Genomic DNA, 13565 nt, shown 5'->3' on the forward strand with positions numbered 1-13565 from the left:
CGCTCAGGCCGCTGCGACGGGCTAGTTGTGGCTGTGCAGGACGTCGTTCAGGCCGCCCCAGACCGCGTTGTTCGGGCGGGCCTCGACCCTGCCGGTGACGGAGTTGCGGCGGAAGAGGATGTTGGAGGCGCCGTTGAGCTCGCGGGCCTTGACGATCTGGCCGTCGGGCAGGGTGACCTGGGTGCCCGCGGTGACGTAGAGGCCGGCCTCGACGACGCACTCGTCGCCGAGGGCGATGCCGACGCCCGCCTCCGCGCCGATCAGGCAGCGCTCACCGATGGAGATGATCACGTTGCCGCCGCCGGACAGCGTGCCCATCGTGGAGGCGCCGCCGCCGATGTCCGAGCCGTCGCCGACCACGACGCCCGCGGAGATGCGGCCCTCGACCATGGAGGTGCCGAGCGTGCCGGCGTTGAAGTTCACGAAGCCCTCGTGCATGACGGTCGTGCCCTCGGCCAGGTGCGCGCCCAGGCGGACCCGGTCGGCATCGGCGATGCGGACGCCCTTGGGCGCGACGTAGTCCGTCATGCGCGGGAACTTGTCGATGGAGGTCACCTGGAGGTGCAGCCCCTCGGCGCGGGCGTTGAGGCGCACCTTCTCGACGTCGTCGACGGCGACCGGGCCGAGCGAGGTCCAGGCGACGTTGGCGAGGAGCCCGAAGACGCCCTCCAGGCTCTGGCCGTGCGGCTTGACCAGGCGGTGGGAGAGCAGGTGGAGCCGCAGGTAGACGTCGTGCGTGTCGATCGGCTTCTCGTCGAGCGAGGCGATGACCGTGCGCACCGCGACCACCTCGACGCCTCGGCGGGCGTCCGGGCCGATCGCCTTGGCGGCGCCCTCGCCGAGCAGCTCCACGGCCTTCTCGGCGGACAGTCGCTCGGTGCCGGACGGGCCGGGTTCGGCGGCCAGCTCGGGAGCGGGGAACCAGGTGTCGAGAACGGTGCCGTCGGCGGCGACGGTGGCGAGGCCGGCGGCCACGGCACCGGTGGTACGGGGGGCAGTCGTGTCGGTCATAGGGGAAACCTAACGTGGTGGGGCGCGCAGGGGCGAACCGGTGCGCGGGCGTCTCAGGTGCCGGTCAGACGGGGCGCCGGCGCCGGCCACGGATCAGGGGATCACCCGTGCCAGGACCTCCCGCGCGTACTCCTCGTCGTACGGCGCCCCCGTCAGCAGCACCTGCAGACAGATCCCGTCCAGCAGGGCGAGCAGTGCCCGCGCCGTGGCCGGGTCCGTGCGCCGCGCCAGCCGTTCGGCCGTCCCCTCCGTCCACTCGGCCGCCACGGGCCGCAGCGCCGGGCGGCGCAGGGCCGCGAGATACAGCTCGTACTCCAGCTCGACGCCCGCGCGATCGCCGCCCAGCCACTGCCCCAGCAGCCGGGCGAGGTCCGCCGCCAGGTCGCCCTCCACGTTCTCCAGCAGGCCGCTCTCGGCGAGCGTCCTGGCGAACCCCTCGTTCGCCTGCCGCAGCGCGGCGACCATCAGTTCGTCGAGGGTCTTGAAGTGGTACGTCGTGGAGCCGAGCGGTACGTCGGCCTCGGCGGCGACGGAGCGGTGGCTCAGTCCGGCGATGCCCTTCTCCCCGACCACCCGGATCGCCGCGTCGATGATCCGCCGGCGTCGCTCGGGGTCGTAGCGGCGGGGCATCAGTGCGCACCTCCCAGGTTCAGAACCACCACCCCGCCGATGATCAACCCGATCCCGACGATCTTCGCCGGCCCCATTCCCTCCCCGAAGAGCACCAGCCCGATCATGGCGACGGTCGCGGTGCCGACGCCGGACCAGATCGCGTAGGCGGTGCCGATCGAGAGGGACTTCAGGGTCTGCGCGAGCAGCAGGAAGGAGACGACATAGCCGAGGAGGGTCACCAGCGAGGGCCCGAGCCTGGTGAACCCCTCGCTGTACTTCATGGAGGTCGTGGCGGCGACTTCGGCGGCGATGGCCCCGGCGAGGAAGGCGTATCCCATGTGGACGAGTGTACGCATCGTTGTGTACGGCTGTACATACCGCGTCGTACGCGAGGCCGGGGCGCGAGGGCGCAGTGCCGTGAAACCGCTCTCTCAAACGGCTGCTGAAAACCCGTCATGTCCACTACTGTTTCACCGGTCGATCACCCGGCTTCCACGGCCGCCACTCTTCCGCGTGCCCGTGGCCCGGCCGACCCCTGCCTTCCTCGCTTGCCCCGTTGTGCCACGACCCGCTCTTTTCACGATTCCGCGTCCGCCGTACGGCGACGCCGAGGGAACCGCGCATGCCAGACAACAACCCCCCACCCGCTCCGCACCAGCCCGCCCCTTCCCCGGTGTGGGAGACCGGTGACGTCCCGGGCGAGGCCCGGACGCCGGGATCCCGCAGGCTCTGGGCGGCGGGACTGCTCGCCGTGGCCGTCTTCTCCACGAGCGCGATAGCGATCTCCGTGTGGAGCAAAGGAGATGACACCCCGTCGCCGAAGAACGCGCACGACACCGCCGTCGCACTGGGCGACCCGGACGTGCCCGACTTCTCCCTGCCCCCCTCCCCCGTCGCGGCGCCCAGCGGGAAGAGCGGCATGACGTCCGGCAACGGGTCCCCGGCGGCCGAGGCCAACTCGCCCTCTGCGGAGACCGCCCGGCACACGGCCGAGGCCGGAGCCACGGCTCACGCCTCCAAGCCGTCCACCGCCAAGCCCCCGAAGTCCCAGCCGTCGGCCGCCTGGAGGTCGCTGCAGTCGGTCAACTACCCCGACCGCTACTGGCACGTCAGCGGCGGCTACGTGAAGCTGGACCCGGTCCGAGGCTCTCAGAGCCGTCAGGACTCCACCTTCGAACTGGTCACCGGCCTGGCGGACGCGTCCTGTTACTCCTTCGCCACGGCCGACGGCACCTACCTGCGCCACCGGAACTTCATCCTGCGCGCCGAGCCCGACGACGGCTCGTCCCTGTTCCGGCAGGACGCCACCTTCTGCCCCCGGCCGTCCTCGTACCCCGGCGCGGTCATGCTCGAGTCGGTCAACTACCCCGGCCGCTTCCTGCGCCACCAGAACTTCCAGCTCAAGCTGGACCCGTACCAGTACGGCGATCAGTACCGGGCGGACTCGGCGTTCCGGCTGGTGCACGGCCTGGCCTGAACCCGTCCGGGCATGCGAAACGGCGGGGCCCGCTCGGGCCCCGCCGTGTGTGCCGCTTCGTGGCTCGTGGGTCTCAGACGTTGAACCCGAGCGCCCGAAGCTGCTCGCGGCCGTCGTCCGTGATCTTGTCGGGGCCCCACGGCGGCATCCAGACCCAGTTGATGCGCAGCTCGTTGACGAGGCCGTCCGTGGCGGACTTGGCCTGGTCCTCGATGACGTCCGTCAGCGGGCAGGCCGCCGAGGTCAGGGTCATGTCGACGGTGGCGATGTTCGCCGCCTCGTCGATGTGGATGCCGTAGATCAGCCCCAGGTTGACGACGTCGATGCCCAGTTCGGGGTCGACGACGTCCATCAGGGCCTCGCGGAGCTCCTCCTCCGAGACCGGCTTCATCTCCACGGTGTCGCTCATGCCGTCTTCCTTTCGGCGTCGGCTCCGCCCAGCGCCTGGGCCGTCGCGTCCTTCCACGCCATCCAGCTCAGGAGGGCGCACTTCACCCGCGCCGGGTACTTGGACACCCCGGCGAACGCGACCGCGTCCTCCAGGACGTCCTCCATCGCGTCGTCGGGCTCGATCCTGCCCTTGGACTGCATCAGCTCCAGGAAGGTCTCCTGGATCTTCTGCGCCTCGGACAGCTCCTTGCCGACGAGGAGCTCGTTCAGTACGGAGGCCGAGGCCTGGCTGATGGAGCAGCCCTGGCCCTCGTACGAGACGTCCTTGATCGTCGTGCCGTCGTACTTCACGCGAAGGGTGATCTCGTCGCCACACGTCGGGTTCACGTGGTGCACCTCGGCGTCGCCATCCCGCAAGCCCCGCCCGTGCGGGTTCTTGTAGTGGTCCAGGATGACTTCCTGGTACATGGAGTCCAGCTTCACCTTTTCAGCACGCCCCTCAGCCGAAGAAGTTCCGTACGTGCTCCAGCCCCTCGACCAGAGCGTCGATCTCGGCCGGCGTGGAGTACAGATAGAACGACGCTCGCGTGGTCGCAGGAATTCCGTACCTGAGGCAGACCGGCCGGGCGCAGTGGTGGCCGACCCGGACGGCGATGCCCTGCTCGTCGAGGACCTGACCGACGTCGTGCGGGTGGATGTCGCCGAGGGTGAAGGAGATCGCCGCGCCCCGGTCCTCGGCCGTGGTCGGGCCGATGATCTTCAGGTCGGGGACCTCGGCCAGCCGCTTCACCGCGTACTCGGTGAGCGCGTGCTCATGGGCGAGGATCCTGTCCATGCCGATCGAGTTCAGGTAGTCGATCGCCGCGCCCAGACCGACCGCCTGCGCGATCGGCGGGGTGCCCGCCTCGAACTTGTGCGGGGCGGGTGCGTACGTCGACGAGTGCATCGACACCGTCTCGATCATCTCGCCGCCGCCGAGGAACGGAGGCAGGTCCTCCAGCAGCTCCTGGCGGCCCCAGAGGACACCGATACCGGTCGGGCCGCACATCTTGTGGCCGGTGAAGGCGACGAAGTCGGCCTGCAGGGCCTGCACGTCCAGCGGCATGTGCGGCGCGGCCTGGGAGGCGTCGACGCACACCAGGGCGCCGACCTCCTGGGCGCGGCGCACTATCGCCTCGACCGGGTTCACGGTGCCCAGGATGTTGGACACCAGCACGAAGGAGACGATCTTCGTCTTCTCCGTGATGATCTCCTCGATGTTGGACAGGTCGAGGCGGCCGTCGTCGGTCAGGCCGAACCACTTCAGCTTCGCGCCCGTGCGCTGCGCCAGCAGCTGCCACGGCACGATGTTGGAGTGGTGCTCCATCTCCGTGATGACGATCTCGGTGTCCGAGTCCACCCGGTAGGGCTCGTCGGCCCAGCCGAGCATGTTCGCCACGAGGTTCAGCGACTCGGAGGCGTTCTTGGTGAAGATCACCTCGTCGCGGCTCGGCGCGTTGATGAACGCGGCGACCTTGTCGCGCGCGCCCTCGTACAGCGCCGTGGCCTCCTCGGCGAGCACATGCACACCGCGGTGGACGTTGGCGTTGTAGCGCTCGTAGTACTCGCTCAGGGCGTCCAGCACCTGGCGCGGCTTCTGCGACGTCGCCGCGTTGTCCAGGTACACGAGCTTCTGGCCGTCGTGGACCAGCCGGTCCAGGACGGGGAAGTCCTTGCGGATCGCCTCGGTGTCGAGGAGGCCCGGCAGCTGTGTCACGCGGATGCGCCACCCTTCACGTATGCCTCGTAGCCCTCTTCCTCCAGCTTGTCCGCGAGCTCGGGGCCGCCGGACTCGACGATGCGGCCGCCGGCGAACACGTGGACGTGGTCGGGCTTGATGTAGCGCAGAATGCGCGTGTAGTGCGTGATCAGCAGGGTGCCGACCTCGCCCGACTCACGGACGCGGTTCACCCCCTCCGACACGATCCGAAGCGCGTCGACGTCCAGACCGGAGTCGGTCTCGTCGAGGATCGCGATCTTCGGCTTGAGCAGCTCGAGCTGGAGGATCTCGTGGCGCTTCTTCTCACCGCCGGAGAAGCCCTCGTTGACGTTGCGCTCGGCGAAGGACGGGTCGATGTTGAGGCGCTCCATGGCCTCCTTGACCTCCTTCACCCAGGTGCGCAGCTTCGGGGCCTCGCCGCGGATCGCGGTGGCGGAGGTGCGCAGGAAGTTGGAGACCGAGACGCCGGGGACCTCGACCGGGTACTGCATCGCCAGGAACACACCGGCGCGGGCGCGCTCGTCGACGGACATCTCGAGGACGTCCTCGCCGTCGAGCAGCACGGTGCCGCCGGTGACCGTGTACTTGGGGTGGCCTGCGAGCGAGTAGGCGAGGGTCGACTTGCCCGAGCCGTTGGGGCCCATGATGGCGTGCGTCTCGCCCTGCTTCACGGTGAGGTCGACGCCCTTGAGGATCTCCTTCGTGGCGTTCTCGGCCTCGACGGTGACGTGCAGGTCTCGGATTTCAAGCGTTGCCATGGGTGCCTCAGGACTCCTGGGTGAGGGAGACGAGCACGTCGTCCCCTTCGATCTTTACGGGGTATACGGGGACGGGGCGCGTCGCGGGAAGGGCGTCCGGCTTGCCGGAGCGGAGGTCGAAGCGCGAGCCGTGCAGCCAGCACTCGATGTGGCAGTCGTCGACCTCGCCCTCGGACAGGGAGACGTTCGCGTGCGAGCAGATGTCGTTGATCGCGAACACCTCGCCCTCGGTGCGCACGACGGAGATGGGCGTGCCGTCGAGTTCCACCCGCTTCGGGGTGTCCTCCTCCAGCTCGCTCAGACCGCAGACACGTACGAAGGCGCTCATGCGACGGACGCCTCCAGCTCCTCTTCGATCTTGGCGAGCAGCCGCTCCTCGATGTCCGCGACGCCGATCTGCTGGACCAGCTCGGCGAAGAAGCCGCGGACCACCAGGCGGCGCGCCTCGTGCTCCGGGATGCCGCGGGCCATCAGGTAGAACAGCTGCTCGTCGTCGAAGCGGCCGGTGGCGCTGGCGTGGCCGGCGCCGACGATCTCGCCGGTCTCGATCTCCAGGTTGGGGACCGAGTCGACCCGGGCACCGTCCGTCAGGACGAGGTTGCGGTTCATCTCGTACGTGTCCGTGCCCTCGGCCTTGGCCTCGATGAGCACGTCACCGATCCACACGGCGTGCGCGTCGTCGCCCTGGAGCGCGCCCTTGTAGACGACGTTCGACTTGCAGTGCGGGGTGTTGTGGTCGACGAAGAGCCGGTGCTCCTGGTGCTGGCCCCGGTCGGTGAAGTACAGACCGAACAGCTCGGCCTCGCCGCCGGTGCCGGCGTACGACACGCGCGGGTGCAGACGGACCACGTCACCGCCGAAGGTCACGACGACCGACTTGAAGCTGGCGTCCCGGCCGACCAGCGCGTTGTGCTGGGCGACGTGCACCGCCTTGTCGTCCCAGTCCTGGACCGACACCACGGTCAGCTTGGCGCCGTCACCCAGGATGTAGTCGACGTTGGCGGCGAGCACCGCGTCACCGGTGTGGTCGATGACGACGACGGCCTCGGCGAAGGCGCCCAGCTCGATCACCTGGTGGCCGAAGGCGGTCCCGCCCTCGCCGTGCACCGCGATACGGATCGGCTCGGTCAGGACGGTGTCCTTGGCGACGGTCACGACCGAGGCCTTCTCGAAGGCGGAGTACGCCTGGGCGGCGACGCGGTCCACCGGGGTGCCCGCCCTGCCGAGCCGCGGGTCGTCGCGGTCCACGGTCTCGACGGTGACGCCCTCGGGGGCCCCGACGGCCACCTTCACGCCGCCGCCGTTCGCGACGGCGGTCCCGTCGTGCAGACCGCGCAGGCGCTCCAGCGGCGTGAACCGCCACTCCTCCTCGCGGCCGTGCGGCACCGGGAAGTCCGCCACGTCGAAGGACGGCGGCGCGCTCATGCGCGTGGCGACCGTCGACTCGGCGGCGACCGCGATCGAGCCCGCGGTGGTGGATCCCACGGGGATGTTCTGGGCCTCAGCCATGGCTGTCGTTGTGCTCTCTTCCTACGTCAGAAATCTGCGTGCTGCTTGCTCCGGCGGGCGGTCGTCAGCCGACCGCGCCCTCCATCTGCAGCTCGATCAGCCGGTTGAGCTCCAGCGCGTACTCCATGGGCAGCTCCTTGGCGATCGGCTCGACGAAGCCGCGCACGATCATCGCCATCGCCTCGTCCTCGGACAGGCCGCGGCTCATCAGGTAGAAGAGCTGGTCCTCGGAGACCTTCGAGACGGTGGCCTCGTGGCCCATGGAGACGTCGTCCTCGCGGACGTCCACGTAGGGGTACGTGTCGGACCGGGAGATCGTGTCGACGAGCAGGGCGTCGCACAGCACGTTCGACTTCGACCCGGCGGCGCCCTCGCCGATCTCGATCAGACCACGGTAGGACGTACGGCCGCCACCGCGCGCGACGGACTTCGAGACGATGTTGGACGACGTGTTCGGCGCCATGTGGACCATCTTGGCGCCCGCGTCCTGGTGCTGGCCCTCGCCCGCGAAGGCGATGGAGAGGGTCTCGCCCTTGGCGTGCTCGCCCATCAGGTAGACGGCCGGGTACTTCATCGTCACCTTGGAGCCGATGTTGCCGTCGATCCACTCCATGGTCGCGCCCTCGTAGGCCACGGCGCGCTTGGTGACCAGGTTGTAGACGTTGTTCGACCAGTTCTGGATGGTCGTGTAGCGGCAGCGGGCGTTCTTCTTGACGATGATCTCGACCACGGCGCTGTGCAGCGAGTCCGACTTGTAGATCGGGGCCGTACAGCCCTCGACGTAGTGCACGTAGGCACCCTCGTCGACGATGATCAGGGTCCGCTCGAACTGGCCCATGTTCTCCGTGTTGATGCGGAAGTAGGCCTGGAGCGGGATCTCCACGTGCACGCCCTTCGGCACGTAGATGAAGGAGCCGCCGGACCACACGGCGGTGTTCAGCGCGGCGAACTTGTTGTCACCGGCCGGGATGACCGTGCCGAAGTACTCCTTGAAGAGCTCCGGGTGCTCCTTCAGCGCGGTGTCGGTGTCCAGGAAGATGACGCCCTGCTCCTCCAGGTCCTCGCGGATCTGGTGGTAGACGACCTCGGACTCGTACTGGGCGGCGACACCGGCGACGAGGCGCTGCTTCTCGGCCTCCGGGATGCCCAGCTTGTCGTAGGTGTTCTTGATGTCCTCGGGCAGGTCCTCCCAGGACTCCGCCTGCTTCTCCGTGGAGCGCACGAAGTACTTGATGTTGTCGAAGTCGATGCCCGACAGGTCCGAGCCCCAGTTCGGCATGGGCTTCTTCTCGAAGAGCTTCAGGCCCTTCAGGCGCAGCTTGGTCATCCACTCCGGCTCCGACTTCTTGCCGGAGATGTCGCGGACGACCTCCTCGTTCAGGCCGCGCCTGGCGGAGGCACCGGCCACGTCGGAGTCGGCCCAGCCGTATTCGTACTTGCCCAGGCCCTCGAGCTCAGGGTGGGCAGTCTCCGTGGGGAGAGTCATGCGGGGTTCCTCCCGGCCGTGCTTGCGGATGCGTTGTGGGTGGTCTCGGAAATCTTCGAAGCCTTGCGGGGCGCCTGGTGCGCCGCCTTGGGGATGAACGTCGTGCAGACGCCGTCGCCGTGCGCGATCGTGGCCAGTCGCTGTACGTGCGTGCCGAGGAGCTGGGAGAAGACCTCGGTCTCCGCCTCGCACAACTGCGGGAACTGCTCCGCGACGTGGGCGACCGGGCAGTGGTGCTGGCAGAGCTGCTCGCCGACCGGTGCGCTGCGTGCCGTAGCAGCGTACCCGTCCGCACTCAGGGCCTTGGCCAGCGCTTCGGTGCGCCGTTCGGGGGCGGCGGCCTCGATCGCCTCGCGGTAGGCGCCGGCCTGGGCGGCGATCCGGGCGCGGGCGAACGCGGCGACGGCCGCCTCACCGCCCTCGTGCTCGGCGATCCAGCGCAGGGCGTCGGCGGCGAGCTTGTCGTAGGACTGGTCGAAGGCGTCGCGGCCGCAGTCGGTGAGGGCGAACACCTTGGCGGGCCGCCCGCGCGTACGCGTGCCGTACACGCGCTGCTCGCGCGCCTCCACGACGTCGTCGGCGACCAGCGCGTCCAGGTGACGGCGTACGGCCGCCTGGGTGAGTCCCAGCCGTCCGGCCAGCTCGGCGACGGTCGACGGGCCGTGGTCCAGGATGGACCGCGCGACCCGGTTGCGCGTCGAGCGCTCCCCGGTCGCGAGCTCCTCCTGAGGGGCCCCCACCGGGGTCTCCCGAGCCTCGCCGACGTTTTTCACAACGCCATTGTTGCGTAATTCCTCAGAAGCTGACAAGCGCCGTCCGCCGGGGCCGCCGGTGCGCTACGTCACTTAGGCATACCTAAACTGACCTGCGCAAACGATCCGTGATCCATCGAACCGGTGGCGGCCGGCCGCGGCCTGGGCAAGACTCCCAGGTCATGCCCCTACCCCTTCCGACCGGCCCTCTTGTCACCAGGGACGGTCTCGCGGCAGAGCTGCGCACGCTGGGTGTCGCGCCCGGCGAGATCCTCCTGGTGCACTCCTCGCTCAGCTCCCTGGGCTGGGTCAACGGCGGTGCCGTCGCGGTCGTCGAGGGACTGCTCGACGCCGTCGGACCGGACGGCACGCTGGTGGTCCCGACGCAGTCCGGCGATCTGTCCGACCCGGCGCTGTGGAGCAATCCGCCGGTGCCCGAGGAATGGTGGGAGACCATCCGGGCCACCATGCCCGCCTACGACCCGCGGACCACGCCCACGCGCGGGGTCGGCGTGATCCCGGAGACCCTGCGCACCTGGCCGGGTGCGTTGCGCAGTGCGCATCCCCAGACGTCCTTCGCCGCCGTCGGCCGGCATGCCGCGGAGATCGTCCAGGGCCACGCGCCCGACTGCCGTCTGGGCGAGCGCAGCCCGCTGGCCCGGCTGGAGGCCCTGGGCGCCCGGGTGCTCCTGCTGGGGGCCGGATACGACTCCTGCACCTGCTTCCACCTGGCCGAGTACCGCATACCGTCACCGCTCGTCGAGGTGGGACGGCCCGGACCGGGCGGATGGGAGACGGTGACGGAGGTGTCGATCACCTCCGAGCGCTTCGACGAGCTGGGACACGACTTCGAGCGGGACCGGCCCGTCGTGCGGGGAAGGGTGGGCGCGGCCGAGGCGCGGCTGTTCCCGGTCGCGGACGCGGTGGCCTATGCGGAGCGGTGGCTGGCACTGCACAGGCCGCGCGAGGAGTAGTTTCCGGACGCCGTCGTCCCCGGTGCAATCGGTTTCCGGCCCCCGTCGTCCGGTGCCCGGGGCGCCTACCTAGACTCTGGACCCATGGGAAGTGAGCCGGTCGTCCAGGTACAGGCCCTGGTGAAGCGGTATGGCACGAAGACCGCGGTGAACGGGCTCGACCTGGTGGCCCGGGCGGGCATCACCGCCGTTCTCGGCCCCAACGGGGCGGGGAAGACGACCACGGTCGAGACCTGCGAGGGGTACCGGAAGCCGGACTCCGGCACCGTACGCGTGCTGGGCCTCGACCCGGTCCGGGAGGCCGCCGCGCTGCGTCCCCGGATCGGCGTGATGCTGCAGTCCGGCGGCGTGTACTCGGGCGCCCGGGCGGAGGAGATGCTGCGGCACGTGGCCAAGCTGCACGCGCACCCCCTCGACGTGGACGCGCTCATCGAGCGGCTGGGACTGGACGGCTGCGGCAGGACGCCCTACCGGCGCCTGTCGGGCGGACAGCAGCAGCGGCTCGCGCTCGCCATGGCCGTCGTCGGCCGCCCCGAGCTGGTGTTCCTGGACGAGCCGACCGCCGGCCTCGACCCGCAGGCCCGCCGGGCCACCTGGGACCTCGTCCGCGACCTGCGCGCCGACGGCGTCTCCGTGATCCTGACCACGCACTACATGGACGAGGCCGAGCAGCTCGCCGACGACGTCGCGATCATCGACGCGGGCCGGGTCATCCTCCAGGGCTCCCCGGAGGAGCTGTGCCGCGGCGGAGCCGAGAACACCCTCCGCTTCACCGGCCGGCCCGGCCTCGACGTCGGCTCCCTCCTCAAAGCGCTCCCGGCCGACTGTTCCGCGGCGGAGCTGACGCCGGGCGCGTACCGCGTCGTCGGCAAGGTCGATCCGCAACTGCTGGCGACCGTGACCTCCTGGTGTGCCCAGCACGGGGTGATGCCGGACAGGATCTCGGTCGAACGGCACACCCTGGAGGACGTCTTCTTGGAGCTCACCGGCAAGGAGCTGCGCTCGTGACCACCGTCGGCACCTACACGCCCAAACCCGGCGCCGCACCGCTGCCCCGCATGATCGCCGCGCAGGCCGCGCTGGAGACGCGCATGCTGCTGCGCAACGGCGAGCAGTTGCTGCTGACGGTCGTCATCCCCACGCTGCTGCTGGTCCTGTTCAGCTCCGTCGACATCGTCGACACCGGCGCCGGCAAGGCCGTCGACTTCCTCGCCCCCGGGATCCTGGCACTCGCCGTGATGTCGACCGCGTTCACGGGACAGGCCATCGCGACCGGCTTCGAGCGCCGCTACGGCGTGCTGAAGCGGCTCGCCTCCTCGCCGCTCCCCCGCTGGGGACTGATGACCGCCAAGACGGCGTCCGTCCTGGTCACCGAGGTCCTTCAGGTGATCCTGCTGACGGTGATCGCCTTCGCCCTGGGCTGGTCGCCGCACGGCAACCCGCTCGCCGTGCTGCTCCTGCTCGTCCTCGGCACGGCCGCCTTCTCCGGGCTCGGCCTGCTGATGGCGGGCACGCTGAAGGCGGAGGCCACCCTGGCCGCCGCCAACCTGGTGTTCCTGCTGCTGCTCGTGGGCGGCGGGGTGATCGTGCCGCTGGACAAGTTCCCCTCCGGCGCCCAGGACGTGCTCGGGCTGCTTCCGATCTCCGCGCTCTCGGACGGTCTGCGGTCCGTGTTGCAGCACGGGGCCGGGACTCCCTGGGGCGACCTCGGCATCCTGGCGGTGTGGGCCGTGGTGGGGCTGGCCGCGGCCGGGAGGTTCTTCCGCTGGGAGTGACTCCCTCCCCATCGACCGACCCCTCGTGAAAGCGTGCACAAGCGGCGGCCTACGATGGTGGGCGTGCCAAAGCTGAACCGCGCCGATGCCGCAGCGGCCCTGCGCAACCCGCTCGCCTTCATCGCCGACCGCTGGACCCCCGAGCCCCGGACCGTCCAGCGGGCGGCTCTCGCCGCGCTCGTCATGTCGGTGGTCATCGTCGTCACCGGCGGTGCCGTCCGGCTGACCGCCTCGGGGCTGGGCTGCCCGACCTGGCCGGAGTGCACCGACGGCTCACTGACGCCGACGCACGCGCTGAGCTATCACAGCGCCATCGAGTTCGGCAACCGCATGCTGACGTACGTGCTGTGCGCCGCGGTCGGCTGGGCGATCATCGCCGCCCGCTCCGAGAAGCCGTACCGGCGCAGCCTGACCCGGCTGGGCTGGGCCCAGTTCTGGCTTGTGATGAGCAACGCGATCCTCGGCGGAATCGTCGTGCTCGTGGGTCTCAACCCGTACACCGTCGCGGCCCACTTCCTGCTGGCGACGGCTCTGGTCGCCGTCGCGGCGGTGATGTGGCAGCGCACCCGCGAGGGCGACGGCGCGCCCCGGCCGCTGGTCGGCAAGGCCGTGCAGCAGCTCGTGTGGTTCCTGGTGGCCGCGTCCCTGCTGCTCATCGCCGTCGGCACGGTGGTGACGGGGGCCGGACCGCACCCGGGTGACTCCGGCAAGGTCGACCGGATCCACATCAGCTGGGAGACGGTGGCCAAGATGCACGCGGTGCTCGCCTGGATCGTGGTGACACTGACGTTCGCGCTGTGGTTCCTCCTCAAGGCCGTCGACGCCCCCAAGCGCCCCCTGGCCCGCACCCGCGACCTGTTCCTGATCCTGCTCGCGCAGGGCGTGATCGGCTACGTCCAGTACTTCACGCATCTGCCGGCGGTCCTGGTCGGCCTCCACATGCTCGGCTCCTGCCTGGTGTGGATCGGGGTGCTCCGGGTGCTGCTGTCGCTGCGGGAACGCGCCGAGGTCGCGGCGGATCTCCCGGGACCCTCCACCGAGTCGGCGCTCACCAGCGCGTGA

At 70.0% G+C, this 13565-nt stretch carries 16 protein-coding genes; 5 read left to right on the forward strand and 11 right to left on the reverse strand.

Translation table 11 applies throughout. The features are described from left to right. Positions 1–21 precede the first annotated feature (21 nt). From dapD to ACZ4SW_RS04695, 3 genes are all read right to left on the reverse strand, one after another. A complete protein-coding gene (dapD, locus tag ACZ4SW_RS04685) occupies positions 22–1011 on the reverse strand; it encodes a 2,3,4,5-tetrahydropyridine-2,6-dicarboxylate N-succinyltransferase (protein ID WP_468237905.1) in 990 nt (329 codons plus the stop codon). 93 nt (positions 1012–1104) lie between these two features. Then, a complete protein-coding gene (locus ACZ4SW_RS04690) occupies positions 1105–1641 on the reverse strand; it encodes a TetR/AcrR family transcriptional regulator (RefSeq protein WP_468237908.1) in 537 nt (178 codons plus the stop codon). Further along, positions 1641–1961 carry a DMT family transporter gene (locus tag ACZ4SW_RS04695; protein ID WP_468237910.1) on the reverse strand — a complete coding sequence of 107 codons (321 nt, stop codon included), beginning with the start codon at positions 1959–1961 and terminating at the stop codon, positions 1641–1643. Before ACZ4SW_RS04695 ends, ACZ4SW_RS04690 begins: the two co-directional genes overlap by 1 nt. Before the next feature lie 284 nt (positions 1962–2245). Between ACZ4SW_RS04695 and ACZ4SW_RS04700 the strand changes: the two genes are divergently transcribed. Further along, entirely contained in the window at positions 2246–3100 is an 855-nt protein-coding gene (locus tag ACZ4SW_RS04700) for an AbfB domain-containing protein (RefSeq protein WP_468237913.1), read from the forward strand. A gap of 73 nt (positions 3101–3173) precedes the next feature. Here ACZ4SW_RS04700 and ACZ4SW_RS04705 read toward each other — a convergent pair whose 3' ends face one another. From ACZ4SW_RS04705 to ACZ4SW_RS04740, 8 genes are all read right to left on the reverse strand, one after another. Then, on the reverse strand, positions 3174–3509 hold the full coding sequence (locus ACZ4SW_RS04705) for a metal-sulfur cluster assembly factor (protein WP_103844434.1): 336 nt from the start codon (positions 3507–3509) through the stop codon (positions 3174–3176). Further along, the gene (gene sufU, locus ACZ4SW_RS04710; RefSeq protein WP_388563129.1) at positions 3506–3973 is read right to left on the reverse strand and encodes a Fe-S cluster assembly sulfur transfer protein SufU; all 468 of its coding nucleotides are present in this window, start codon (positions 3971–3973) and stop codon (positions 3506–3508) included. Before sufU ends, ACZ4SW_RS04705 begins: the two co-directional genes overlap by 4 nt. A 16-nt stretch (positions 3974–3989) precedes the next feature. Next, positions 3990–5246 carry a cysteine desulfurase gene (locus ACZ4SW_RS04715; protein ID WP_468237916.1) on the reverse strand — a complete coding sequence of 419 codons (1257 nt, stop codon included), beginning with the start codon at positions 5244–5246 and terminating at the stop codon, positions 3990–3992. Beyond that, the gene (gene sufC / locus ACZ4SW_RS04720; protein WP_468237919.1) at positions 5243–6007 is read right to left on the reverse strand and encodes a Fe-S cluster assembly ATPase SufC; all 765 of its coding nucleotides are present in this window, start codon (positions 6005–6007) and stop codon (positions 5243–5245) included. The genes ACZ4SW_RS04715 and sufC overlap by 4 nt, the downstream gene beginning before the upstream one ends. Before the next feature lie 7 nt (positions 6008–6014). Beyond that, positions 6015–6335, reverse strand: coding sequence for a non-heme iron oxygenase ferredoxin subunit (locus tag ACZ4SW_RS04725; protein WP_103844430.1), 321 nt, complete (start codon positions 6333–6335; stop codon positions 6015–6017). Continuing rightward, entirely contained in the window at positions 6332–7516 is a 1185-nt protein-coding gene (sufD, locus tag ACZ4SW_RS04730) for a Fe-S cluster assembly protein SufD (protein WP_468237922.1), read from the reverse strand. Before sufD ends, ACZ4SW_RS04725 begins: the two co-directional genes overlap by 4 nt. A gap of 64 nt (positions 7517–7580) precedes the next feature. Continuing rightward, positions 7581–9002, reverse strand: coding sequence for a Fe-S cluster assembly protein SufB (gene sufB, locus ACZ4SW_RS04735; RefSeq protein WP_388563119.1), 1422 nt, complete (start codon positions 9000–9002; stop codon positions 7581–7583). Next, the gene (locus tag ACZ4SW_RS04740) at positions 8999–9775 is read right to left on the reverse strand and encodes a helix-turn-helix transcriptional regulator (RefSeq protein WP_468237925.1); all 777 of its coding nucleotides are present in this window, start codon (positions 9773–9775) and stop codon (positions 8999–9001) included. Before ACZ4SW_RS04740 ends, sufB begins: the two co-directional genes overlap by 4 nt. Positions 9776–9936: 161 nt before the next feature. Between ACZ4SW_RS04740 and ACZ4SW_RS04745 the strand changes: the two genes are divergently transcribed. From ACZ4SW_RS04745 to ACZ4SW_RS04760, 4 genes are all read left to right on the forward strand, one after another. After that, positions 9937–10728 carry an AAC(3) family N-acetyltransferase gene (locus ACZ4SW_RS04745; protein ID WP_468237928.1) on the forward strand — a complete coding sequence of 264 codons (792 nt, stop codon included), beginning with the start codon at positions 9937–9939 and terminating at the stop codon, positions 10726–10728. Positions 10729–10812: 84 nt separating this feature from the next. Continuing rightward, the gene (locus tag ACZ4SW_RS04750; protein ID WP_468237930.1) at positions 10813–11736 is read left to right on the forward strand and encodes an ABC transporter ATP-binding protein; all 924 of its coding nucleotides are present in this window, start codon (positions 10813–10815) and stop codon (positions 11734–11736) included. Positions 11737–11786: 50 nt separating this feature from the next. Then, positions 11787–12503: an ABC transporter permease gene (locus ACZ4SW_RS04755; RefSeq protein ID WP_468238502.1), complete on the forward strand. Its 717-nt coding sequence runs from the start codon at positions 11787–11789 to the stop codon at positions 12501–12503. Positions 12504–12557: 54 nt separating this feature from the next. Next, entirely contained in the window at positions 12558–13565 is a 1008-nt protein-coding gene (locus ACZ4SW_RS04760) for a COX15/CtaA family protein (protein ID WP_468237932.1), read from the forward strand.

The sequence above is a fragment of the Streptomyces sp. NPDC028331 genome (assembly GCF_055565775.1).

Coding starts and splice junctions, on each gene's coding strand:
- ACZ4SW_RS04725 (WP_103844430.1), bottom strand. CDS start 6,335: ATGAGCGCCTTCGTACGTGTCTGCGGTCTGAGCGAGCTGGAGGAGGAC.
- ACZ4SW_RS04690 (WP_468237908.1), bottom strand. CDS start 1,641: ATGCCCCGCCGCTACGACCCCGAGCGACGCCGGCGGATCATCGACGCG.
- ACZ4SW_RS04705 (WP_103844434.1), bottom strand. CDS start 3,509: ATGAGCGACACCGTGGAGATGAAGCCGGTCTCGGAGGAGGAGCTCCGC.
- dapD (WP_468237905.1), bottom strand. CDS start 1,011: ATGACCGACACGACTGCCCCCCGTACCACCGGTGCCGTGGCCGCCGGC.
- sufB (WP_388563119.1), bottom strand. CDS start 9,002: ATGACTCTCCCCACGGAGACTGCCCACCCTGAGCTCGAGGGCCTGGGC.
- ACZ4SW_RS04745 (WP_468237928.1), top strand. CDS start 9,937: ATGCCCCTACCCCTTCCGACCGGCCCTCTTGTCACCAGGGACGGTCTC.
- ACZ4SW_RS04755 (WP_468238502.1), top strand. CDS start 11,787: ATGATCGCCGCGCAGGCCGCGCTGGAGACGCGCATGCTGCTGCGCAAC.
- sufC (WP_468237919.1), bottom strand. CDS start 6,007: ATGGCAACGCTTGAAATCCGAGACCTGCACGTCACCGTCGAGGCCGAG.
- ACZ4SW_RS04750 (WP_468237930.1), top strand. CDS start 10,813: ATGGGAAGTGAGCCGGTCGTCCAGGTACAGGCCCTGGTGAAGCGGTAT.
- ACZ4SW_RS04695 (WP_468237910.1), bottom strand. CDS start 1,961: ATGGGATACGCCTTCCTCGCCGGGGCCATCGCCGCCGAAGTCGCCGCC.
- sufD (WP_468237922.1), bottom strand. CDS start 7,516: ATGGCTGAGGCCCAGAACATCCCCGTGGGATCCACCACCGCGGGCTCG.
- ACZ4SW_RS04700 (WP_468237913.1), top strand. CDS start 2,246: ATGCCAGACAACAACCCCCCACCCGCTCCGCACCAGCCCGCCCCTTCC.
- ACZ4SW_RS04760 (WP_468237932.1), top strand. CDS start 12,558: ATGGTGGGCGTGCCAAAGCTGAACCGCGCCGATGCCGCAGCGGCCCTG.